Raw genomic sequence first — 23,378 nt, forward strand, 5'->3', positions numbered from 1 at the left:
GCTTGACTTCCACTTATACTTCTTCGACATGAGGTCGGGTTTTACTACCAGTTCATTTGCGACAAATTTATTTTTGTTTATGTACAACAATTCTCCATTTATCTTTCTTTGTCTTACCTTCAATTACTGCCACCTTACTGCGACCGTAACCACGTACAGAAAGTGTATCACCTTCGCGACATTCAAAGGACACCGATTCTACCGTTTTCCAATTCACTTTTACATGTCCATTCGTAATAAGTGGTTGCATTTTTTGTCGTGAAATATTATGAATTGCTGCACCTACTACATCGAGGCGCAACGATGAGACCGTAGTAACGAGTTCCTGCAATTCTTCTACCAGTGGGATTAAGTCATTAAGATCCTTTTCTTTCAGGCTAATTTTCGCACGACCAATTTCTTGGAAATTAGCTCTTAAGTAATCAGCAATTTCACTTGCACAAACTAGCTGTACAACATCTTGAAAGAAACGGATATCACCAAATTTTGAACGCTTTAATCCTAAGCTCATTAATGAACCAAGAACTTGTCTATGGTCAAGGTTGACAAATTTACTAGCATACTGCACCTCAAAAAGAGTTAACTTAAAATCCTCCTTTTCAGGTTGAAAATATTCAGGATATAATAAAGCCCTTTTACGTTCTGTTTCATCAACACCACCTAAAAAGGATACTTTCACATCTGTATTTTCACCAATCACACTCGAGACAATTTCTTGTTCGCGGGGATCTAAAAAATCTATTAGCTTTGGGCTATATTGATTGAGTACACTTTCCTTCCATTCTAGAACTTGATCGATAAAATGGCGTTCTTCACCACGAAAGTGTTGGTATAATTGTTCCATTGACCCAACTCCATTAATGCGTATTTCCTATTGTATGAGAATAAAAAGAGGGACCTACTAAAGTCCCTTAGCTAATCATTTTAAAAAGTGCTGCAATACCATATTGCGCAAAATTCAATGCCAAAATAGCGACGATTGGCGAGATATCAATCATTCCTAACGGTGGAATAATTTTTCGAAATGGTTCTAAATATGGTTCAGTTATTCTAGCCAAAAATTGGCCAAAACCAGATTCTCTTGCACCTGGGAACCATGAAAGTAAAATGTATACGATGATCGCATACGAGTAAAACCTTAGCAATGTGCTAAGCAAACTAAACAGAATGTCCATATTTTGTCTACCACCTTTGAGGTTCTTGTTCTGATAATAGCTCGGAAATCGATCCTGATACATCCACATTATCAGGTGTGCATAAAAAGATATTCATACCGATTTTTTGAATATCACCACCAATTGCATAAACAGTTCCACTAAGAAAATCAACAATGCGTTTCGCTTGGTCTTTTTGAATACTTTGAAGATTCACGACAACAGCTCGACGATTTTTTAGTTGATCTGCAATTTCCTGAGCTTCTGCATAAACTCTTGGTTCACTTAAAATGACTTTAGAGGATTTTTGGATGCTTTGTAAACTTACAACATTTTGTTTCTGTGATTGTGATTGTGGTTTATGTGTTTGTTGTACTACCTTTTGTTCCTCCTCTACATCGCGCATCTCATCATTTTCAACATATTCATACTCCTCATCATCTAAAGCAAAAAAGCTTTTAAACCGATTTTTAATCGACACATTATACACCTCCGTTTTCATTTCCAACGAGTGAGGTTCCTATTCGAATAAAGGTCGCTCCCTCTTCAATGGCAATTTCATAATCATTAGACATCCCCATAGATAGTTCCTGACACGGTGCTTTGGAAAGTTGTAATGCTTGGACTTTTTGTTGGAGTACTTTTAATTGTTTAAAACAGGTTCGAATATGTTCCTTATTATCTGTAAATGGAGCCATCGTCATTAAGCCAACGATTTCAATGTTTGATAATGGTTCCATTTCTGTTACTAAACCTTCCACCTCATCTGGTGAGCAACCATGCTTCGATTCTTCTCCAGATACATTTACTTGTAAAAAACACTTGATTGGTCTGCTTGCACGTTTATTAATTTCTTGTGCCAATGAAAGGCGATCTAAAGAGTGTATGTATTCTACCTTATCGATGATTGTTTTCACTTTTCTTGTTTGAAGCGATCCAATAAAATGCCAAATTGCCTTTTCACCAATCTCTTGATATTTACTATTTAGTCCTTCATCACGATTTTCTCCTAAATGTTGGACACCAACATCAATTGCCTCTTTTGCACGTTCGATACTAACATATTTAGTCACAGCAATCACTTTAACATCTTCTGTATTTCTTCCAGTTCGTTCACAAATAGCTGTAATCTTTTTGCGTATCTCTTGATAATTTCCCTGCACGTTCATTACAAAGTTAAGCCTCCTTATTTATACCAATAAAGCTTAACATTCGACCTGTTTTTCCTCCATCTCGTCGATGAGAGAAAAACGTATCATTTTCACAGCTTGTACAATGCTGTGAAATTGTGATATTTTCTTCCTTTACTCCTGCATTAAGAAGTAAGTACTTGTTAAGCGATTTTAAGTCTAGTTTATATTGTCCTTCAGATACAGTGCTATATGGTAATGGGTAATGTTTAATGGCATCCTTGTTAATCGACGATATTACCCGCTGATCTACAACGTAACAACATGGTCCAATTGCTGGACCAATGGTAACTTTAACATCATGAGGATTGACGCCTTCATCATTCTTCCATCTCCCTATCATCTCTCCAGCAATATCGTTTACTGTACCTTTCCAGCCAGCATGAGCAACACCAATTAATGACTCATTAGGAGCAATGAAATAGAGTGGTACACAATCTGCAAAACATAATGCCAGCATAACTCCTGATTCATTCGTATAAAGTCCATCACTTTTTGAAAGCCCTTCATCATATGAATGTAAACCTTTGCCACGTTCTTTATGTGTCACTTTCTCTATATGAGTTGAATGAATTTGTTCAGCAAACACCCAATTTTCAATTGAAAAAGAAGATTTGCGGGCTAGGATTTCTCTGTTATTCACAACATTTTGTGTTTGATCATGAACATGTAGTCCGAGGTTTAATGTAGAAAATTCTTCGCTGCTAACTCCACCATTTTTTGTCGTGAATCCTACAGTTAAATCTTTTAAAAGCCCTTCCCAATGTGTGAGAGACAAGAAGGTCGTTTCTTTTTGTTTAAATGGTTCTACAGTCATTGATTATTCAACCCTTTGTTTTCGACATTAAAATAAAGCTATCGCACTTATTTTAACACATCTTCCCCATAAGGTTTAGTTAGAATGACAATTTATTCATCTTGAATCTCGTTTTGTCGATTTATTCTAACAAGAATGACATCTTTTCCTATCTTCACTATATTTCGCCACGGAATGACGAATTCCTCGTCTTTTCCGAAAAAGCCCAACATTTTCCCTTGACCATTAATAATAATTGCCTGAACTTTACCTGTGGTAACATTTATATCAAAGTCCCCAATCATCCCCATCTTTTTCCCATCAGACACATTTACAACATCCTTTGTTTGAAATTCTGAAATAAACATAATACCGCCTCCTATTTCAAGATGTCGTTTCACTTTTGAAACTTTATTCATGACTCATATAACATATCTATGTATGAGTTAGAAGAAACTATCCCGTTGATTTTAAATATTTTTTAAAAGTAAGTTTTAAAGTTTATTCCTTTTTATGGACGAAAAAAGACTACTCACGAGGAGTAGCCTTAATTTTGAATATTTTTATTCATTTGTTTGATTGCAGCTTTTTCTAAACGTGACACTTGTGCTTGAGAAATTCCAATTTCTTCAGCCACTTCCATCTGAGTCTTTCCTTGAAAAAACCGTTTTCTAAGAATGAGTTTTTCTCGACTATTAAGACGTCTCATGCCTTCTTTTAAAGCTAATTCTTCAATCCATTGAATATCTCGATTCTTTTCATCACTAAGCTGATCCAAGACAAAAATCGGATCTCCACCATCATTATAGATGGGCTCAAATAATGAAACAGGATCTTGAATGGCGTCTAGTGCAAAAACAATCTCTTCATGTGGAATGTCTAACACCTTTGAGATTTCTTCAGCAGTTGGCTCCCGTGATGTTTCACTCATAAGACGTTCTCTAACCTGGAGTGCCTTATAAGCGATATCTCGCAGTGAACGTGAGACACGAATTGGATTGTTGTCTCTTAAGTATCTACGAATTTCACCGATGATCATTGGTACAGCATATGTTGAAAATTTGACGTTCTGACCTAAGTCAAAATTATCGATAGATTTCATTAGTCCAATACATCCAACTTGAAACAGATCGTCAACAAATTCTCCTCGGTTGTTAAATCGCTGGATTACACTGAGTACCAATCTTAAGTTGCCGTTCACCAGCTCTTCTCTTGCTGATAAGTCTCCACTTTGTAATTGCTTAAATAACTCTCTCATTTTCTCATTCTTAAGGACTGGAAGTTTAGAGGTATCTACTCCACAAATTTCGACTTTATTTCTAGTCACATCTTTCCCTCCTAACAGGAGTTGCTGTACAGAGTTAAGTATCTCCTCAGGAGGAAAAAATATGCACAAGCTATTCTTGATTGAAAGGGTAAAATGCTAAATTTTATTGATACAATACGGAATGTACATCCTAAAAAAAAATTTTTTAAACCATTTTGTTAAATTCTTTTTGTAATCTTTTAATAATCCGCTTTTCAAGTCTAGAAATATACGATTGCGAAATACCCAGCAAATCTGCTACATCTTTTTGCGTTTTTTCTTCTCCCCCCTGCAATCCGAAGCGAAGTTCCATTATCTGTTTCTCTCGATCATTCAGCTGCTGAAGGGCCTTCATTAGTAACTTACGATCAACATTTGCCTCAAGATCCTTCGTAATGATATCATCCTCTGTACCTAATACATCTGATAAAAGTAACTCATTCCCATCCCAATCAATATTTAACGGTTCATCAAAGGAAACCTCAGATCGTAATTTATTATTTCGACGTAAATACATAAGAATTTCATTTTCAATACAGCGTGAAGCATATGTAGCTAGCTTAATTTTCTTTTCCGGATTAAATGTATTAACAGCTTTGATTAAGCCAATTGTGCCAATACTAATTAAATCTTCAATATTAATTCCTGTATTCTCAAATTTACGGGCAATATAGACGACTAAACGTAAATTTCGTTCAATTAATATCGACCTAGCCGCCTTATCACCAGTAGGGAGTTTTTGTAATAATACTTCCTCTTCATCCTTTGAGAGCGGTGGTGGTAATGCTTCACTTCCACCAATATAATAAATCTCATCAGATTTGATTCCTAACTTGATTAATAGCTTATACCATAGGTAAGTAAGATGTAATTTTAATTTTTTCATTTTCCTCCCCCTTCGAACAAAAGCAGAAGCGCCTTGATCAGCCTAAGGCAGGCATAAGACGCGAATGAATAGAAAGACGTACTTTTGTCTTCAATTCATGCGTGGCTAGACCTTGGAGCCGGACGCTTGCGCTGGATGTCGTGCGCTTATCCACAGTTCAATAATTTTATAATCCTATACAATAAAAAATGCACATATGCTGGTTAGCTAGAGATATAACAAAGACGGACATAATAATGGAAGATGTTCTCTCCCCTCAACTTACTAGTCACCGTAGGCAAAAAAATGGTAACAAACTTCTCTATTCTTGACTTCTAAAAAAATGTTATCGGAGTAAGATAATAGTAAGCATACGTTAAGATACATACCCGATTGACTGACCTTGAAGCATCTTTGGGTGGACAATACATTCATATTCATCTTCCGAGGATAAATTCGTCCGATTCAAACCTACAATCGTTTTTTGCACCTTGATTTTTTCACTTTTCGTATCTATCCACACTTCATCAGGTTTAAATCCTAATAAAAATTGATGTTCACTTCCAACAACTCGATATGGTATAATGCGGACTCGATGCTCCCAAGGGTGACTTTCGTTAGCACTTTCACTTATTGATTTCATTACATCATCTTGAATGGCTTGATTTACAAGCTGATCCGGTATATAGTTCTGGGCCTTCAATGTATCTATAATCATAACTGGACTTCTCGTGATCGGATCAAATAACTGATTCCCACTATCAACCAATCCTGTTAACGTAAACTCAGTTGTATCCACTCTTATTGACACAGTCACCAATTGATCAAAGTGGATTTTTTTTGCAACTACACCCTCTAGTCGATTTCTCGAAAATATCCATAAAAGCGGAAAGCCTATTAGAACAAATAACCAACTTATTGGGTGTCCAAAACCATTCGTATTTGTCATCAGAACTCCATCTAAGTAACTCATTTCCACTTGCAATAAATAATGAACACCAATCATTCCACCTCCTACCATAAAGGTGACAAAATAAAAGGTTAGCAAACTTTGAAAATAGTAGCTAAATCGATAAAAACCAAAAGCAATCCAAACCATCATCATCGAAAAGATCATTTTCCCAATTGGATGACTTACAGTAAAAACTAGTGGTGTAAACATTAAGAGAACAATACTTGAGCCCAAAAGAGCTGCTAAGAGAAGTCGGATCTTGACAATTTTCCTTTTCAATGCAATCGCAGTTAATAAGAGTAGGAACAAATCAAAGGAAAAGTTTAAGAGCCAAATAACGTCTAAATAGATAGTCATCTGTTACCCCTTTCCCTTGGTAATGTCAAATTCTGCGGCAACTAGAACAGCCTCTATATTTATCTACCATCTTTTGAGGGTTCATATCCACAACCTCCGCTTCTATGTCACACGAAATGAAAAACCAATTTGCTGTGACGAATTTAAATCGTAAATTATTGAAGATCCATTAGCATTTAGTATAAGCTGTCAAAGTTAGGAAGTCTGTCACTTACTGCCGTGAAAATGTAAGTATTTTTGAAGGAATATTAGAATTTTTGTCGAGTTCTAAAGGGTATTTCTGCGTGGCCATGAATGAAGTCAGATCTAGTACTATCTTAAACTTTGTTTTCAATCGGAATACAACCAGGTAATACCCACCCTAAAAATTGTAGAATGTGCGCTTATCCATAGTAAAAAAATTTTCCTAAACGATTAAGAAAAGCGCAAGCACCTTGTTCAGCCTCGGGCAAATAAGACGCTCAGGAATAGATATGGTGTGTTCTTACTTTCAATTCCTGAGTGGCTGTAGACCCAAGAGGGGTCGGACGCTTGCACTGAACAATTCTCGAAGCAAAATTTATAAATGCTGATATAACAAAAAAGTACTAAATCATGAATGATTTAGTACTTTTTTGTTATATCTTATTCCATTTTTAACGGCAGTAAAACCTCTACCAAAAAGATAAAATTGAAACAAAAGAAGATCAGTGGGGAACAAAGAAGCCCCACTAACGGAAGGCTCGCTTTATCTTTTGATTATTATCGACGCTTATTCCGATTTCTTAAGAATGTCGGTATATCTAACGCATCATCTGATGATTGAACATTGTTACGTGTTGGGACTTCTTGAGTTGTTTCTTCGCGCTTAACCTCACGTTTAGGTGCAGGTGGTTTTGTACTAGTAGTATTACTACTGCTTGTACCGAATTGTCGTGATGGCTGCTTTAAAGGGTTAATTTCATGCTCTGTGAACCCTGTAGCAATCACAGTTACAACGATTTCATCCTTAAGGTTTTCATTAATGACAGAACCAAAGATCATGTTAACCTCTTGATCTGATGCAGTTGCGACGATATCTGCCGCTTCTTGAACTTCATAAAGGCTTAAGTTGGATCCCCCGGTTATATTCAAAAGAACACCTTGAGCGCCATCAATTGATGTTTCAAGTAATGGACTTGAAATAGCCTTTTTAGCAGCTTCAGCAGCGCGGTTTTCCCCTGTTGCAATCCCAATTCCCATCGATGCAGAACCTTTATTAAACATAATCGTTTTTACGTCAGCGAAGTCAAGGTTTATTAATCCTGGAACAGCGATCAATTCAGAAATACCTTGAACACCTTGACGTAATACGTTATCTGCTTCTCTAAATGCTTCAAGCATTGGTGTATTTTTGTCGACAATTTCAAGCAAGCGATCATTTGGAATCACGATAAGTGTGTCAACTGATTCCTTCGTTGCAGAAATACCGTTAGCAGCTTGCATTGCACGTTTTCGGCCTTCAAACGTAAATGGTCTCGTTACAACACCAACCGTTAAAGCCCCTAAATCCTTTGCAATTTGAGCGATGACAGGTGCTGCACCAGTACCTGTTCCTCCACCCATTCCAGCTGTTACGAATACCATATCAGCACCGCTTAATGCTTCTTCAATCTGCTCTCTACTTTCCTCAGCAGCTTTTTTACCAACCTCAGGATTTGCACCTGCACCTAATCCACGTGTAAGCTTTGAACCAATTTGCATTTTTACTTCTGCTTTAGATAAATTTAACGCCTGTGCATCTGTGTTGACAGCAATAAATTCAACCCCTTGAACACCGTGCTCTATCATTCGATTAACAGCGTTATTTCCACCGCCACCTACCCCAATTACTTTTATGGTAGCTAAGCCGTCAATATTTGTATCAAACTCCAACATGCGAAATCCTCCTAATCCATCAAATGACTAAATGATGTGAACTATTCAAAGAAGTAGCCAAAGAACTTCTTTACTTTATTTACTTTTTTATCCTCTTGTTGTTTTTGCTGTGGTTTTGTTCGTTGATGTTGCGTTTCTTTTGTTGCAGCTACTTCCACAGCATTTACTGAAACATTTGAACTAATTGTTCTACCTTGAATTTTAGCGTTTTTATGTGCAAATTGGATTAAACCTACACCAGTCATATACTGAGGTTCTCTCACACCAATATAGTCTGGACTTGCAATTCTCACACTATTTTGTAAGACGGCTTGTCCGAGCTCAAGAACACCAGCCATTTTAACAGTCCCACCTGTTAAAACAAACCCTCCTGGTAGCTCGCCAACACCGAGTCTTTTTAATTCATATAAAATAAGTTCATACACTTCTTCAAGTCTTGCTTCAATAATATCAGCAATTTCTAATTGGTTAAATGATTTTTTTTGATCAGAGCCTATAATTGAAGCTTCAAAAATCTCGTCTTCAGATGCATGATCATAATAGGCATGTCCATATTTGACTTTAATACGTTCAGCTTCATCTGTTGTTGTTCTGAGACCTACTGATAAATCCTTTGTAATATGCTCTCCACCAATTGGAAGGACACTAGTTGCATAAAGATGATTTTGCTCAAAAACAGAAATCGTCGTTGATCCACCACCTATGTCAATTAGCGCTACTCCTAAATTCTTCTCGTCCTTAGACAATGCAACAGAACCGGCAGCTAGAGGTTGTAAGCAAATATCAGTGATTTCTAAACCAGCACGCTCAACACATCGTAATAAATTATGTAAAATCGTTTTAGAGCCTGTAATAATGGTCCCTTCCATTTCAAGGCGAACACCTAACATCCCCCGCGGATCGTTAATCTCATCTAAACCATCAACAATAAATTGCCTAGGAATGACATCAATTATTTCGCGTTCAGGTGGAATTGAAATGACTTGTGCTGCATCAATCACTCTTCTTACATCTTCATTAGAAATTTCTCGATTTTCACTTGAAACGGCGACTACTCCATGGCAAGGCTGTAAATGAACATGATTACCGGTTACACCAACGACTACCCGTTTCAAGGAGATTCCAACCATTCTTTCGGCTTGCTCTACGGCCTTCTTTATAGAATGAACTGTTTCATCTATATCGACTATAGATCCTTTTCTTAATCCTTCTGATTTTACATTACCTACACCTATAATGTTTAAAGTATCTTTTGACATTTCACCAATAATTACTTTAACACTGGATGTACCGATGTCAAGACTTACAAATAGTTCATTGCTGTTCATTCTAAGGCACCTCCTCATCTATCATTACTTTCTATTTTATTCGTTGAAGATCAACATGACAATGAATCTAGTTATACATATTCATAACATTTTTATTATTCACTTGATTTTTTCTTTACTAGTGTTTATTCGTCAAACACTTGATATACCCTTTTTAAAATTCATTTTTTTAATTTTTTTTCTCTCGATGACCATTTCGATATTAAAATCCTTCTAATCACCGCAATGTTTTGGAAAAGCCTTACTCCAAAAGCAAATAAAGCGACTAAATATAAGTCTACACCAAGATGAACACCGAGAAAAGCTAAACTTGCAGCTAAAATGATGTTAAAGAAAAAGCCTGAAACAAATACGACTTCATCGTAAATATTTTGTAAATGTGCTCGAATACCACCTAATAGTGTATCAAGCGCAGCTAAAATAGCAATCGATAAATAATTCGAATATTCAGGGGGAATACGTAACTCAGACATTAAACCCAAAAGAACACCCAATAATAGACCTAGTATAGGAAGCCACATCTTACTTTCCCCCTTCATTTAATTCTAATGGCTTCATATTCTTTACACGAATTGTGCCGTCATAAGCGGGTATCGTCACATGTTCAATCGGGTTAGAAACTGCAAGTCGTAAGTTATCTATCGCAAAGTCCTCATCTGTTGTCGATGCACTCATTCGATTATAAATCTTATGAGCATCTTCTGAAATCACTTTAATCTCGATTGGAAACGTATGTAAGTTGTAGTTATCCAATTTCGTTTGACCATTAATATCTCTTATGACTGAAGAATTAATAATTCGTCTCCCTTGAATTGAAATTTCTTCGGCATCATAGGAGTTTAATTCATTAATTAATCGGTTTAATAGACCAGGTGAAATTTTTGGGATAGGAGAACCAATTAATTCTTCGGAAAATAAAGTGTCAATTGTGATAATAATTCCTTGACCAGTAACCTCAGTAAGCCCAGCCTCTTTTTTTAGCACATTCAAAGTTTCTTTTAGAGCGGCTTCCGGATTTTGATTTTCTTCCGTCTTGTAGGTTTGGATGATATCATTATATTTTCTAATTTCGGATAGTAACTCAACTTGTAATTGCTGCTCAGTTTTTAAGTCTTCCCTAAGTTGCCACATATCACGTGTATCTCTAATAACCGGTTCTTTTATCGTTTGATATTGTATCGCTAGCATCAGTCCAAAAATAAGGGCTAAACCTGAAAAACTTATCCCCTTTTTCCAATTTGTTTGCCTCAACTAAAACCACCTATCTGTCTTTCCAATTATTCTTAAGTAACCTATTTGGGTATTCTTCTATTTAAGAAGATACGCGTTGATCATGAAATAATGGATCCATTTTAATTTCTGCTTTATTTTCAACAGTCACTACAATATTATCATAGGCTAGTTGGTCAATAATTCCACCAGCAATATTCAAGGCTGGTGTGAGGACATTTGGATCTCCAATAGCAGAAATAACAAATGGGGCTGGAAACTGCTTCCCGTCGACAGTTATAACGGGTCCATTACAATGAATATAAGAATCACTTGATATTCTTTGGCCATTAATCGATATCGCTTCTGCACCTGATATATTTAATTCGTTTATCAAATTGAATATATGACTCTCATGCACAATATAATTATTGACATTTTCACCATCAGGAATATAAGATGCATCCTCTAATGTCACTCGCACACCATTTCCGGCAACGGGAAGATCTCCTACATACATACGAAACTTTTCCACATCTTCAACAAGATTATAATAAACTTGTTTTTGATCCTTTAAAGATCGCTCAATTTCCTTAACTTCTTCTTGTTTTTCAAATAATATCTTTTGTAGATCACTGTTTTTTTCTTCTTTTTCAATGAGCAGAGATCTTGTTTCAAACTCTTTTTTCCATTGTTCACTAGAAATTGCATGATCTAGGTTTCGTTCACTTGTAAGCTGGTAGGAATAAGAGATTAAAAAACCTAAAACTAGGAGGACAAGGGATAAAATAACATATCTACCCCTCAATTTCATTTTCGTCCTCATTCTGCTCCCCCTTTGTTTCAATTGTATCAACTGCTTCAAAATACGATCCTACTTCTAGGTGAATAACCCCCGTATCATGATTATCAAGCTGGCTAATAATCGCTGGATACGAGTCCATTTTCTTAGAAAAAGTTCGAACTGTGGCAATCACTTCAAAACCGTCATTCATATAGAGTCGAACCAACCAAGGATCAGTTTTAGTAGGAGTATGGTGGATCTCAGAAATAGAATTAAAAATACCCGGAGATAATTTTTTCAACTCACTAATCATTTCTTTAATATCTTCTTCTTTCTTCCAATTTATTAACAGTGGAGCGTCCGCGGGAACATTTTCTTTTCGATCCTTTAATACTTGTCCACTTTCAAGAATAGGTAAATACGATCCATCGCTTTCAAGATAAGCGATACTCTCATGTTCCTCTATAACTAATACGATATGGTTTGGCAATTTCCTCTGTACTGTTACTTCTTTGATTTGTAATTGATTTCCAAAAGCATTCTTTATTTTTTCGGCATTGATGCTCCAAAAACCCGTTGATGTAGTAATACCACTCATTTCAATCATTTTATTTGAATCAAGTGTTTCATTTCCTTGTACTGAAATACTAGCTACTTTACTTAAGGGAGATTGAAAGTAAATAACGAGTAAAACAAGGAAAAAAAACACAGATAAAAACGAAATAAGTCTGCGATTAGTTTTTTGTTTTCGCTGTTGTTGTAATTTTGGTATGCGGTCTTCTAACGAAACAACTTTTTTCTCCAATCATTTTCACCCCACCCTAGTAGAGTTTCCCTAGATAATCTACATTCATTTCAATTTAGACTTAGTTTCTTCTTAATTACAGGAAATTTTCGGTTAGAGAATGAAAAGACATTCGTTTTGATTGCGGAAAAAAACAACTAACTATTCATGTTATTTTTTTTCGTAAACATACGATGTTCTTTAGCTTTTCTTTAAGTAAACCTTTGTCCTTATTTTTCGCATTTTTCGCATATAATTTATTAACCTCGTAATGATTAACGATAAAACAAACGGCATACTATGATGCCGTTTGTTACTAGTAATAAAGAATGCCTTTCATTACAAAAAAACAAATTTCACTATGTTATTATAACACAATAAAAGGAAATAATGGGGAGGTTTATGACTAATTACGACCGATTATTTCAACTTCTGTCTCTAACATAATCGCATATTTGTCATAAATAGTTTTTTTTATGAAATCAATTAGATCTAGTACATCTTTGGATGTTGCACCACCTGCATTTACAATAAAATTACCATGCATATCTGAAATTTTCGCACCACCGATTTGATAGCCTTTCAAGCCTGCATCTTCTACTAGCTGGCCTGCATATTTCGGTAATGGATTTCGGAAAATACTGCCTGCACATGGAAAATTCCATGGTTGTGTATCTTTTCGATAATCTTTATTTTTTTGCATAACAGCTACAATATCTGCTCTTTCACCTTTTTCCAATTTCAATACCGCACCGATACATATACCTGGTTTTTTTTCTTGTAAAATTGACATACGATAAGAAAATTCCATCTCTTCATTCGTTAACCATTCGATCGTTCCATCTGCAAACAAGATATGTGCCTTTACAAGTATTTTAGACATGTCAGATCCATGAGCACCCGCATTCATATACACAGCACCGCCTATTGAGCCAGGAATACCACTAGCGAACTCTAATCCTGAAAAACCCATTTTACTTATCGTTGTGGCGAGCCTGACGATGGAGTATCCTCCACCAACTGTTAGTGTTTCCCCGCTTAATTCAAAATCATCCATTCCTGAGCCAAGCTTTATTACAACATCTTCAATTCCTTTATCTGCAACGAGAAGATTCGACCCTCTTCCAATGGCTCGCCACTTTACTCCATAATTATTAATAATTCGCAAAGCCTTAGATAAAGCTTCTTGATTGTTCGGTTCAAAAAATAAATCCGCTGGTCCACCAATTTTCATCGTTGTGTGTTTTGATAATGGTTCATTTTCTTTTACTTTTCCAATATCGGCTTTTTTTAAATCCATAAATAGATTAGACATAATATCCTCCTAATTCTGAAATTTGGAAGTACCCAAATAAGCCTAGAGTAAACAAGCCGCTCAAGTGATGACGTTCTTCACTTTCAATTGAGCGGCTTGGAAGAAAAAACTTTTCTTATTTCTTTGCAATTTCTTTCATCACCTGATATAGTCTTAACGCTGCATCTGGTATGCCTAAATCTTTTGATGCCTTCTTCATATCTGCTAATTTCGTTTCGTTTAAAAGGATTTCCTCAATTTGCGAAAGTAAAGAATCACCATTTAATCCTTGTTCTTGGATCATGATTGCTGCATGATGATCACTTAACGATCTTGCATTTTTTTCTTGGTGATTTGCTGTGACATATGGGCTTGGAATCAAAATACTTGGTAGTCCTAATGCTGTAATTTCAGCAAGAGATGTAGCCCCTGCTCGCGAAACGATTAAATCAACTGCTGCCAAAACTTCTGGCATATTATGAATAAAAGGTTTTATTATGACGTGTGTCGAATCATTTAATGCTTTCATTTCCTTCATAACATTTTCGTAATGAACTTCACCAGTTACATAAATAACTTGGTATGGTTTATCCTTTAGTAATGGGATCATTTGTAATACTGCTTCATTAATTGCTCGAGCACCACGACTACCACCAAAAATCAATACCGTCTTCAAGTTATCTTTTAGCCCGAGTGAGCGTCTTCCATTTTCTGCATCCTGACCAAGAACCTCCGAAGCACGTGGATTACCTGTTAAAACTACTTTTTGTTCAGGGAAAAATTTCCTCGCATCATCGAAGCAAATTGCGACTTTATCAACATAGCGAGCTAAAAATTTATTCGTGATTCCTGGCAGGCTATTTTGTTCATGAATAACTGTCGGAATCTTTAGCTTTGATGCGGCATACACAACAGGACCACAAACATATCCTCCTGTTCCTATCACAACATCTGGTCTGAAATCCTTTAGATATTTTTTACTAAGTGAAACGCCCTTTAAGAAGCGGGTTACAGTTTTCACATTATCAAGTGATAGCTTCCGTTTAAAGCCTGTAATTTCAATTGCCTTAAATGGAATTCCTGCTCGCTTTACAATCGTATTTTCCAAGCCATTTTCAGTTCCAATATATAGAAACTCGACATGATCATGATGTTTTTTAATTTCATTTATTAATGCAAGTGCAGGATAAATATGTCCTCCTGTTCCTCCACCACTAACAACTATCTTCATAATAGTTCCCCCAATTTCAACCGATAATATCATATGTAAAACGTGATTAAGGCTGACTGTTGAGGACTGTTGTTAGGCATATTATCCTCGCCTAAAGTCACCCTTGTCCTGATCGTCAGCCTCACTATGTCATTTTTAAAAATTAATACTTTGAATACCTACTTACATTCAATAAAACACCAATTGCCATTAACATTAAAGTGAGCGAAGAACCTCCGTAACTTAAAAACGGTAAGGTAATTCCAGTAACCGGCATCAACCCTGTTACAACTCCTACATTTATCATCACTTGGATCGCAACCATCGAGATAATGCCGATTGCTAAAAAGCTGCCATATAAATCGGGAGCTCCTAGGGCAATTCGAACTCCCCGCCAAAGGAGTAAACCAAACAGCAATAGAACGAGTGACCCTCCAATAAATCCAAGCTCTTCAGCTAAAATAGCAAAGATAAAGTCTGTTTGTGGCTCAGGTAAATAAAAAAACTTTTGTCTACTCTGACCGAGACCTAATCCAACTAGTCCACCTGGTCCAATTGCATAAAGTGATTGGATAATCTGAAACCCACTGCCAAGTGGATCTTCCCAAGGATCTAAAAAAGAGGTAATTCGTTTGATACGGTAGGGTGCCGATATAACTAATCCGACAAAACCAGCGACACCTAACAAACCTAGCCATCCAAAATGACTAATCCTCGCCCCTGATACGAAAATCATGACAATACATGTTCCGACCATAACTGTTCCAGTCCCTAAATCTGGCTGTAACATGATGATTCCAAACGCAGTAAAAACAAGTCCTAAGGAAGGTACTAATCCCTTTTTAAATGATGTAATTTTCTTTTGATTTTCAGATAGAAACTTTGCCAGAAAAGCAATCATTGCTAGCTTCATAAACTCAGATGGTTGAATTGAAAATGCCCCGACACCTATCCAGCTTCTTGATCCGTTTCTTTCCATCCCGATGCCTGGAATTAACACAGCAATTAAGAGGATAAAGCACACAATAATGAGCACCTTAGCCCAAGATCGCCATGTCCAATAATCAACATTCATTAGAAAAAACATCGCGATGACGCCAACACCAGCAAATAACAGCTGCCGTTTTGCAAAAAAGAATGAATCATCAAATTTATACGTTGCCCACACCGCACTAGCACTGTAAACCATTATGAGACCGATTGTTAATAATAGCAACGTAAGGATCACTAATATAAAGTCTGGTGTAGACCGTTTTGTAGTCAATGCCGAAAACACCCCTGTACTAAAATTTTTAAGGGCTGTCTGGCTATTTTGAAAAGCGCAAGTAATTTATCTCACCCTAGAGGCTAGAAATTTGCGCTAGACACCAAAACGAAGTACAAAAATTATTTATTCTGATACTTGAACGAAAGCGCAAGAACATTGCTCAATCTTTCTTTGGCCTAACATAATATCCGTTTGAAATGAAGCTGTTCTTTCCCATCATTTCATCGTAGCTAGGCTAAAGGATGTCGAAGCGCATATCTAGAGTATAAGAATTTTATCATTCCTAGACTGAGAATACAGCACATGGCCTTATTCCAAGTCTAAAAAAGATCGTACAAGCCCTTACTTAAGCTTATGCACGGCTTGAACAAACATGTCTCCTCTTTCCTCAAAAGTTTTAAATTGATCCCAGCTCGCACATGCAGGGGACAATAAAATAACATCATCTTTTTCGGAAACTTCAAATGCCGTAGATACTGCTTGTTCCACATTATCGACACATTTGATCACTTCTATTCCACTTTCGATTGCTATTCTTTCCAACTTAGGTGCTGATTCACCAAATAGAATCATTGCCTTTACATATTTTAAAGAAGGCTTTAATTCATCAAATTCATTTCCACGATCAAGACCACCGGCTAGTAAAATAGTTGGCACGGTAAACGCTTGTAGAGCTTTGCTTGTAGCGAAAATATTTGTAGCCTTAGAATCATTATAAAAACGACGATTGTCAATTATCTCAACAAATTGCAGTCTATGCTTTACACCTTTAAATGTAGTAAGCACTTTAACGATTGATTCATTCGAAACCCCTCTTAATTTCACTGCTGTGATTGCTGCTAATATATTCTCAAGATTATGAGCACCTGGTAATACGATCTCCTTTATAGAGATAATTCGTTCGTTTTTATACCAAACACTTCCATCTTTTATATAGGTACCACCTTCAAGCTCTGTAGTTGTAGAGAAAAATATTTTTTCAGCTTGAGATATTTCTGAACGCTCACAAACGTCCTTATCATCAAAATTAATGATTGCTTTATCCGATTTTAATTGATTCTCATAAATTTTACCTTTTGCACGTACATATTCATCTCTAGTTCCGTGGTAGTCTAGATGAGCATCATAAATATTTAATATCAGGGCAATCGACGGTTTAAATTCAATGGTTCCTAACAGCTGAAAAGATGATAACTCCATTACGATGACATTTTCGTTCGTAGCATTCTGCACAACTTCACAAGCAACTTTCCCGATATTTCCGGCTATTAAAGGTTGCTTTTTGTCCTCTTTTAGCATTTCATAAATTAATGTAGTTGTTGTCGTTTTTCCATTCGATCCAGTAATTGCAATAATGTCTGCTTCAGATATTTTATAAGCTAGCTCCACTTCTGTTATGACAGGGATATTTCGTTCTACAGCAAGAGTAATTAAAGGATTTGAATAAGGAATACCTGGGTTTTTCACAACCAAATCAACCTGGCTGTCTTTGATTAAAGAAAGGGGATGATCTCCACAGACAACCTGAATGCCAAGCACCCTTAGCTCCTGAACAACTAAATCATCATCTGTTGCCTTTATGTCGTTCACAGTGACAATTGCACCAAGCTGATGTAATAATTTAGCTGCTGCTAAGCCACTTTTTGCTAAGCCTAACACTAATACTTCTTTATGTAAGTAATCATCAATCTTTTTCATTTATAACCACACCTCGATATAAATTCCTAACACTGCTAAGATAAGTCCAATTGACCAGAACGTTACAACTACTCGCCATTCTGACCAACCTACTAATTCATAATGATGATGTAGGGGGCTCATTTTGAATACTCTTTTACCAGTTACTTTAAATGAAATTACTTGAATGATGACAGATAAAGTCTCAATAACGAATACACCGCCAATCAAGACAAGCAAAATCTCAAGCTTTGTTAAAATAGCAATCGTGACAATTGCTCCCCCCAAAGCAAGGGAACCCGTATCACCCATAAATACTTTCGCAGGGTGAGCGTTAAACACTAAAAATCCTAAAACAGCACCCACTACAGCAACTGCAAAAATCGCAACATCATATTGAGATTGATTCCAGGCTAATACGGCAAAGGCACCAAATGCAATTGCCGCTGTCCCAGATAGTAAGCCATCTAAGCCATCTGTTAAGTTAACAGCATTTGAACCACCGACGAGCATAAAAATGACCAGTACGACATAACCCCATCCTAAATCAAATGACAATGATGTACCTGGAATCCCCACCTCTGTCGAAAACCCATATTGAGTAAAGACAAGATAAAAAATGACGGCAATAATCACCTGACCAAGTAGCTTTTGTCTTGAAGTTAACCCAAGGTTTCTTTTCATGACGACCTTAATAAAATCATCTAAAAATCCTAATAAACCATAACCAAAAGTTACAAATAATAAGAGATACATTTCAACACTCAATTGCGAGAATTTCCCTGTCATCACAATGGTCGTTATAATGATGGAAACAATGATCATAACGCCACCCATTGTTGGCGTCCCTGATTTTTTTTGATGTGATTTTGGCCCTTCTTCTCTTATACTTTGGCCAAATTTTAATCTTCTTAAAAATGGAATGATAATAGGGGATAGTAAAACACTTATTAAAAATCCCATCACGAGAGTAATAATTATGACTTGCTCTAGCATAACTTCTCCCTCCCCTCTTTCGTCGCTACAACGATGTCATTGTCCATGTATTTTACAACATTATCATATGTGCTATCTTTCTTCCTATATCTACCTATTCTAATTTCATTCATTTTATCAACTTCTCTTTCTTTATGATACCTATTCTATGATGGAAATCGGGACTGAACGACTGAAATTTATTTCGTATTGCAATCCCATTTCAAAATAGACTAGTTTTTCTTCAGTATTTTGGGATAACGCATGCTTTGTTCTTGTTACCATTATCGTTGCGCCGCTTTTCAGCGTACACTTGCTTTTAGCATTAGACTCCCAATGGTAAGTGTTTTACTTCCTGAATAACATAGGATAAAACCACATGAATCTTCACTTTTATCTTCCTTGATTTATTGCCTCTAAAGCCACTGCTTTATCATCAAAATCAAGGACTTCATTCCCTATTAATTGATACGTTTCATGGCCTTTCCCAGCAATTAATATGACATCACCTTTTGTTGCATTCTTAACAGCATAAAAGATTGCATCTTTACGATCAGGAATCGTCAGATATTGTTCTCCTGCCACACCTGTCTCCATATCACGAAGAATTTCTTGTGGATCTTCACTTCTAGGATTATCAGCTGTAAAGATTGGCTGATCACTATATGTCGTCGCGATTTTTGCCATGAGTGGTCTTTTCGTTTTATCTCGATCGCCACCACAACCCACAACACAGAAAATCCTTCCTTCAGCGAATTGCTTAATCGTTTTAAGGACATTTTCTAGACTATCGGACGTATGGGCATAGTCAACGATTACAGTAAATTCTTGTCCGCCATCGACAAGTTCAAAGCGCCCGCGAACTCCTTCCATATCTTCAATTGCTTTCATAATTGTATCTAAATCAATCGAAGATGCAAGACATGCTGTTACTGCTGCTAAAACATTATAAACACTAAATTTACCTACCATATTCATCGTAACTGTTTTAGTACCTACTGGTGTGATTAAGCTAAACTCAGTACCTTTTGAAGTCATTTTTATAGACTTTGCCATCACGTCAGCATTCTTTTCTATACCGTAGGTGATAATTTTTGCAGAAGTCATTTTTTTATACTCTTCTGATGCTTCCTCGTCCTCATTTAAGACTGCTATTTTCACATGATTATGATCAAAGCGATTACCCAGTTGTGCAAACAAGAGACCTTTTGCATGTTTATAGGCTTCCATTGTTTGATGATAATCCAAATGATCTTGCGTTAAGTTTGTAAAAACAGCAACATCAAAATCGCAACCATGAATTCTACCTAAATGGAGTGCATGTGAGGAAACTTCCATAACTGCATGTGAAACGTCTTTATCTCTCATTTCACGGAATGTTTTTTGCAGCGTCAAACTTTCGGGGGTCGTATTTTTTACATCCCTTTGCTCCTCAGCTATTTTTATGTACATTGTCCCAATAAGACCTGTCTTTTTATTTGCTTCATTTAATATTTTTTCGATGATATGAGTCGTAGTCGTTTTCCCATTCGTTCCAGTGACACCGATTAGATGCAAGTCATGTGTCGGTTGACCATAAAAGATATCCGCCAGTACAGCCATTGCTCTTTTTGTATCTTTGACGATAATCACTGGTATTTCTACGTTTAATTGTCTTTCAGCAAGTATGGCCGCTGCTCCGCTCTCTTCAGCTTTTTTAGCAAAGTCATGACCGTCAACTGTATAGCCATTAATACAAATAAACAAGCTACCTTCTTTGACTTCTCTAGAATCCATCTCAATCGATGTGATCGTAGGATTGTCTTTAAACTCAAGTGATTTCTCATGTAAATATGTAAGTAATTCGTTCAATTTCATTTTTTCTTCCTACTTTCATTGCAAGGTTTCGCCCGATTATTTAAAACAAAAGTTGAAAAGGATTACCATCACCTTTTCATCACACGTAAACGCAAAAAGAGCATTAAACCATCGCTTCTATGTTGTAATCGGTTATGTTTTTTTCTTTGAAAGGTTCTCCGTCCTTATTTTATCTTACTTATAAAAAAAGAGCTATCATTCGTTTCATTTTCTTTTAAAAAAGCCATTATATAACGTGTTTTTTTACATTTTAAGACCAATACAAATTTATAAAGCAGCAAGAAAGCATGGCATAGCCTTTTTAGAGCGAATGCCATGCTTCCTCCTTGTTTATTCTTTTGTTTCATTGTTATTCTTTTCATTTTCACCTAAGTAAACACGTAATGTAGAACCTTCTTTCACCTTCACACCAACACTAGGAGACTGCTGAACGACAACATCTCCTTCACCTGCTACATCAAGTTTCAAATTAACTAATTGCTCCGCCAGCTCCTGTTTCGATAACCCTAAAATATTCGGTACCTCAACTAATTTTGTGTCCAGCCATTTATATTCTTTTTCTATTTGGTCTTTTCTAGGCTTTACACCTAATTCTGGCAAAGCATCACGCATGATATTACCGACAATCGGTGCAGCAACTGTTCCCCCGAATTGTATTGTTCCTTTTGGATTATCAACAGCGACATATACAACAATTTGCGGGTCATCTGCAGGCGCGAACCCAATAAATGATACAATATGATTGTTTTCCATATACCTTCCGTCTTTAACCTTTTGCGCAGTTCCAGTTTTTCCGCCGACACGATAGCCGTCTACATATGCATTACCACCGGTCCCAAGTGCAACAACCGTTTCAAGGGCGTAACGAACTTCTTTTGACGTTTCTTCTGATATCACCCTTTTTTTCGCTTCAGGAGTATGTTTGCTTATAATTTCATTTGTAACAGGATTCACCCATTCCTTTGCAATGTATGGAGTATATAATATACCACCATTAACTGCAGCAGAAACTGCAGCTACCTGTTGAATCGGGGTTACAGATACACCTTGACCAAACGCAGTTGTGGCAAGTTCCACTGGGCCTACTTTTTCTGGATTAAATAAAATCCCTCGTCCTTCTCCCTGCAAGTCAATTCCTGTTTTTTGCCCAAATCCAAAATCACTAATGTACTTAAAGAGTTTTTCTTCACCAAGTCGTTGTCCGAGTTCAACAAAACCTGGGTTACATGAATTTTGAACAACCTCTAAAAAGGTTTGAAGTCCATGTCCTCCCCTTTTCCAACAACGTAAAGTAGCACCTTCAACTTTAACTGAGCCAGTGTCGTTAAACTTTTCCTTTTCTAAATCTACCTTATTTTCTTCAAGCGCTGCAGCTAACGTAATAATTTTAAATGTAGAACCCGGTTCATACGAACTCCAAACAGGTAAATTACGATTGTAAACTGTTGGATCAACCTCTTGAAAATTTGCTGGATCAAAATCTGGACGACTTGACATCGCTAAAATTTCACCGTTATTTGGATTCATCGCAATGGCTATAATTCCATCTGGATTATACGTTGCTTGTACATTATCTAATTCGCGTTCAACAATTGTTTGAACCCGAGAATCAATTGTAAGTTTTAAATTGTTGCCATCAACAGGAGCAGTGAAATCATCTGCTTCATCAGGCATTCTTTGCCCTTTTGCATCAGAAAAAAATTTCACATATCCTTTTTCGCCCTTTAATTGCTCATCATAATACGCCTCTAAGCCCAACAAGCCTTGATTATCAATCCCAGCAAAACCGAGTACATGCGATAAATAACTACCAAACGGATAATAGCGAATTGAATCCTCTGCTATATATACACCTTTTAAATCTAATTCTCTAACCTCATTTGCCTTTTCATGCGATATCTTCCTACCCTCAGGGTTGATTCTTTCAATCGAGACTTTATTGGTAATGTGTTTATAAGCCTTTTCTTCTGACATATTTAACACAGCTGCTAATTGTTTTGCAGTCTCCGCAGGATCCTCAATCTGTCTTGGAACAACATAAATGGATGGCGCACTCATATTTGTCGCAAGCTTTACACCGTTTCGATCTAATATTTCTCCACGCTCAGGCTCAAACGGAATATTTCTGCTCCATAAATCTTTTGCACCAGAAGTTAACGTATCACCAAGAAAAAATTGAACATACCCTAGACGTATATCAATGACTAAAAAGATCATAAAACCGAAAAGCAACGTTAGAACAAGCCGCTTTCTAACGGTCACATTTGATACTCGCATATACTCTATTCCCCCTTGTCTAGGCTCGTTCAAATATATGCTTGTACAACGGGAGATAGAACACATGAAATGCGATAGCAACTGTTAGCCTCGAGGGATGATTTCTAAAGATAACTGTATCTTTTCCGAGCTAACTAGCGTAATTTAAAGCTGAAATACTATTTACTTCCATGAAAAAAGGATTGATCTTAAACAAGACC

Annotated in this window: 21 protein-coding genes and 2 pseudogenes; all 23 read right to left on the minus strand. The window is 36.5% G+C overall.

What is annotated here, in order from left to right; translation table 11 throughout:
• Positions 1-67: 67 nt before the first annotated feature.
• The 23 genes and pseudogenes from K9V48_RS00125 to K9V48_RS00230 all read right to left on the minus strand — a co-directional run bounded on the left by K9V48_RS00125 (position 68) and on the right by K9V48_RS00230 (position 23,178).
• The gene (locus K9V48_RS00125) at positions 68-844 is read right to left on the minus strand and encodes a YlmH family RNA-binding protein (RefSeq protein WP_224135724.1); all 777 of its coding nucleotides are present in this window, start codon (positions 842-844) and stop codon (positions 68-70) included.
• Positions 845-911: 67 nt separating this feature from the next.
• Positions 912-1,175: a YggT family protein gene (locus K9V48_RS00130; RefSeq protein ID WP_224135726.1), complete on the minus strand. Its 264-nt coding sequence runs from the start codon at positions 1,173-1,175 to the stop codon at positions 912-914.
• Between the two features lie 7 nt (positions 1,176-1,182).
• A complete protein-coding gene (locus K9V48_RS00135) occupies positions 1,183-1,635 on the minus strand; it encodes a cell division protein SepF (RefSeq protein WP_224135728.1) in 453 nt (150 codons plus the stop codon).
• A gap of 1 nt (position 1,636) precedes the next feature.
• Positions 1,637-2,323 (minus strand): YggS family pyridoxal phosphate-dependent enzyme, encoded by a 687-nt coding sequence (locus K9V48_RS00140; protein ID WP_224135729.1) that lies wholly within the window; start codon positions 2,321-2,323, stop codon positions 1,637-1,639.
• A gap of 7 nt (positions 2,324-2,330) precedes the next feature.
• A complete protein-coding gene (pgeF, locus tag K9V48_RS00145) occupies positions 2,331-3,161 on the minus strand; it encodes a peptidoglycan editing factor PgeF (protein ID WP_224135731.1) in 831 nt (276 codons plus the stop codon).
• 92 nt (positions 3,162-3,253) lie between these two features.
• Complete coding sequence (locus K9V48_RS00150; RefSeq protein ID WP_224136087.1) at positions 3,254-3,511, minus strand: YlmC/YmxH family sporulation protein; 258 nt, start codon at positions 3,509-3,511, stop codon at positions 3,254-3,256.
• 176 nt (positions 3,512-3,687) lie between these two features.
• A complete protein-coding gene (sigG, locus tag K9V48_RS00155; protein WP_410429637.1) occupies positions 3,688-4,509 on the minus strand; it encodes an RNA polymerase sporulation sigma factor SigG in 822 nt (273 codons plus the stop codon).
• 103 nt (positions 4,510-4,612) lie between these two features.
• Positions 4,613-5,332, minus strand: a complete 720-nt coding sequence (sigE, locus tag K9V48_RS00160; RefSeq protein ID WP_111615060.1) for an RNA polymerase sporulation sigma factor SigE — start codon at positions 5,330-5,332, stop codon at positions 4,613-4,615.
• 355 nt (positions 5,333-5,687) lie between these two features.
• On the minus strand, positions 5,688-6,620 hold the full coding sequence (spoIIGA, locus tag K9V48_RS00165) for a sigma-E processing peptidase SpoIIGA (RefSeq protein WP_224135741.1): 933 nt from the start codon (positions 6,618-6,620) through the stop codon (positions 5,688-5,690).
• 741 nt (positions 6,621-7,361) lie between these two features.
• Positions 7,362-7,487: pseudogene (locus K9V48_RS29950) on the minus strand (cell division protein FtsZ); the annotation flags it as partial.
• 72 nt (positions 7,488-7,559) lie between these two features.
• Positions 7,560-8,516 (minus strand): annotated as a pseudogene (gene ftsZ / locus K9V48_RS00170) (cell division protein FtsZ); the annotation flags it as partial.
• Between the two features lie 41 nt (positions 8,517-8,557).
• A complete protein-coding gene (gene ftsA / locus K9V48_RS00175) occupies positions 8,558-9,844 on the minus strand; it encodes a cell division protein FtsA (protein ID WP_224135745.1) in 1,287 nt (428 codons plus the stop codon).
• A gap of 161 nt (positions 9,845-10,005) precedes the next feature.
• Positions 10,006-10,365: a small basic family protein gene (locus tag K9V48_RS00180; RefSeq protein ID WP_224135747.1), complete on the minus strand. Its 360-nt coding sequence runs from the start codon at positions 10,363-10,365 to the stop codon at positions 10,006-10,008.
• Between the two features lies 1 nt (position 10,366).
• Complete coding sequence (locus K9V48_RS00185; RefSeq protein ID WP_224135749.1) at positions 10,367-11,095, minus strand: DUF881 domain-containing protein; 729 nt, start codon at positions 11,093-11,095, stop codon at positions 10,367-10,369.
• 61 nt (positions 11,096-11,156) lie between these two features.
• Complete coding sequence (locus K9V48_RS00190) at positions 11,157-11,861, minus strand: DUF881 domain-containing protein (protein ID WP_224136091.1); 705 nt, start codon at positions 11,859-11,861, stop codon at positions 11,157-11,159.
• The gene (locus K9V48_RS00195) at positions 11,851-12,642 is read right to left on the minus strand and encodes a cell division protein FtsQ/DivIB (protein ID WP_224135751.1); all 792 of its coding nucleotides are present in this window, start codon (positions 12,640-12,642) and stop codon (positions 11,851-11,853) included. Before K9V48_RS00195 ends, K9V48_RS00190 begins: the two co-directional genes overlap by 11 nt.
• A gap of 385 nt (positions 12,643-13,027) precedes the next feature.
• Positions 13,028-13,936 carry a UDP-N-acetylmuramate dehydrogenase gene (gene murB / locus K9V48_RS00200; protein ID WP_224135753.1) on the minus strand — a complete coding sequence of 303 codons (909 nt, stop codon included), beginning with the start codon at positions 13,934-13,936 and terminating at the stop codon, positions 13,028-13,030.
• A 115-nt stretch (positions 13,937-14,051) separates the two neighbouring features.
• Positions 14,052-15,146, minus strand: a complete 1,095-nt coding sequence (gene murG / locus K9V48_RS00205) for an undecaprenyldiphospho-muramoylpentapeptide beta-N-acetylglucosaminyltransferase (protein WP_224135755.1) — start codon at positions 15,144-15,146, stop codon at positions 14,052-14,054.
• A 142-nt stretch (positions 15,147-15,288) separates the two neighbouring features.
• Entirely contained in the window at positions 15,289-16,389 is a 1,101-nt protein-coding gene (spoVE, locus tag K9V48_RS00210) for a stage V sporulation protein E (protein ID WP_224135757.1), read from the minus strand.
• Positions 16,390-16,734: 345 nt separating this feature from the next.
• Positions 16,735-18,090, minus strand: coding sequence for a UDP-N-acetylmuramoyl-L-alanine--D-glutamate ligase (murD, locus tag K9V48_RS00215; RefSeq protein WP_224135759.1), 1,356 nt, complete (start codon positions 18,088-18,090; stop codon positions 16,735-16,737).
• Positions 18,091-19,065: a phospho-N-acetylmuramoyl-pentapeptide-transferase gene (gene mraY / locus K9V48_RS00220; RefSeq protein ID WP_224135760.1), complete on the minus strand. Its 975-nt coding sequence runs from the start codon at positions 19,063-19,065 to the stop codon at positions 18,091-18,093.
• Between the two features lie 372 nt (positions 19,066-19,437).
• Positions 19,438-20,901, minus strand: coding sequence for a UDP-N-acetylmuramoyl-L-alanyl-D-glutamate--2,6-diaminopimelate ligase (locus tag K9V48_RS00225; RefSeq protein WP_224135762.1), 1,464 nt, complete (start codon positions 20,899-20,901; stop codon positions 19,438-19,440).
• A gap of 330 nt (positions 20,902-21,231) precedes the next feature.
• Entirely contained in the window at positions 21,232-23,178 is a 1,947-nt protein-coding gene (locus tag K9V48_RS00230) for a stage V sporulation protein D (protein ID WP_224135764.1), read from the minus strand.
• Positions 23,179-23,378 lie beyond the last annotated feature (200 nt).

The organism is Metabacillus rhizolycopersici, from assembly GCF_020075705.1.

Bases quoted from the DNA above. Each gene is read 5' to 3' on its own strand.
- K9V48_RS00125 (WP_224135724.1), bottom strand. From the start codon at position 844: ATGGAACAATTATACCAACACTTTCGTGGTGAAGAACGCCATTTTATC.
- K9V48_RS00130 (WP_224135726.1), bottom strand. From the start codon at position 1,175: ATGGACATTCTGTTTAGTTTGCTTAGCACATTGCTAAGGTTTTACTCG.
- K9V48_RS00140 (WP_224135729.1), bottom strand. From the start codon at position 2,323: ATGAACGTGCAGGGAAATTATCAAGAGATACGCAAAAAGATTACAGCT.
- pgeF (WP_224135731.1), bottom strand. From the start codon at position 3,161: ATGACTGTAGAACCATTTAAACAAAAAGAAACGACCTTCTTGTCTCTC.
- sigE (WP_111615060.1), bottom strand. From the start codon at position 5,332: ATGAAAAAATTAAAATTACATCTTACTTACCTATGGTATAAGCTATTA.
- spoIIGA (WP_224135741.1), bottom strand. From the start codon at position 6,620: ATGACTATCTATTTAGACGTTATTTGGCTCTTAAACTTTTCCTTTGAT.
- ftsA (WP_224135745.1), bottom strand. From the start codon at position 9,844: ATGAACAGCAATGAACTATTTGTAAGTCTTGACATCGGTACATCCAGT.
- K9V48_RS00180 (WP_224135747.1), bottom strand. From the start codon at position 10,365: ATGTGGCTTCCTATACTAGGTCTATTATTGGGTGTTCTTTTGGGTTTA.
- murB (WP_224135753.1), bottom strand. From the start codon at position 13,936: ATGTCTAATCTATTTATGGATTTAAAAAAAGCCGATATTGGAAAAGTA.
- murG (WP_224135755.1), bottom strand. From the start codon at position 15,146: ATGAAGATAGTTGTTAGTGGTGGAGGAACAGGAGGACATATTTATCCT.
- murD (WP_224135759.1), bottom strand. From the start codon at position 18,090: ATGAAAAAGATTGATGATTACTTACATAAAGAAGTATTAGTGTTAGGC.
- mraY (WP_224135760.1), bottom strand. From the start codon at position 19,065: ATGCTAGAGCAAGTCATAATTATTACTCTCGTGATGGGATTTTTAATA.
- K9V48_RS00225 (WP_224135762.1), bottom strand. From the start codon at position 20,901: ATGAAATTGAACGAATTACTTACATATTTACATGAGAAATCACTTGAG.
- K9V48_RS00230 (WP_224135764.1), bottom strand. From the start codon at position 23,178: ATGCGAGTATCAAATGTGACCGTTAGAAAGCGGCTTGTTCTAACGTTG.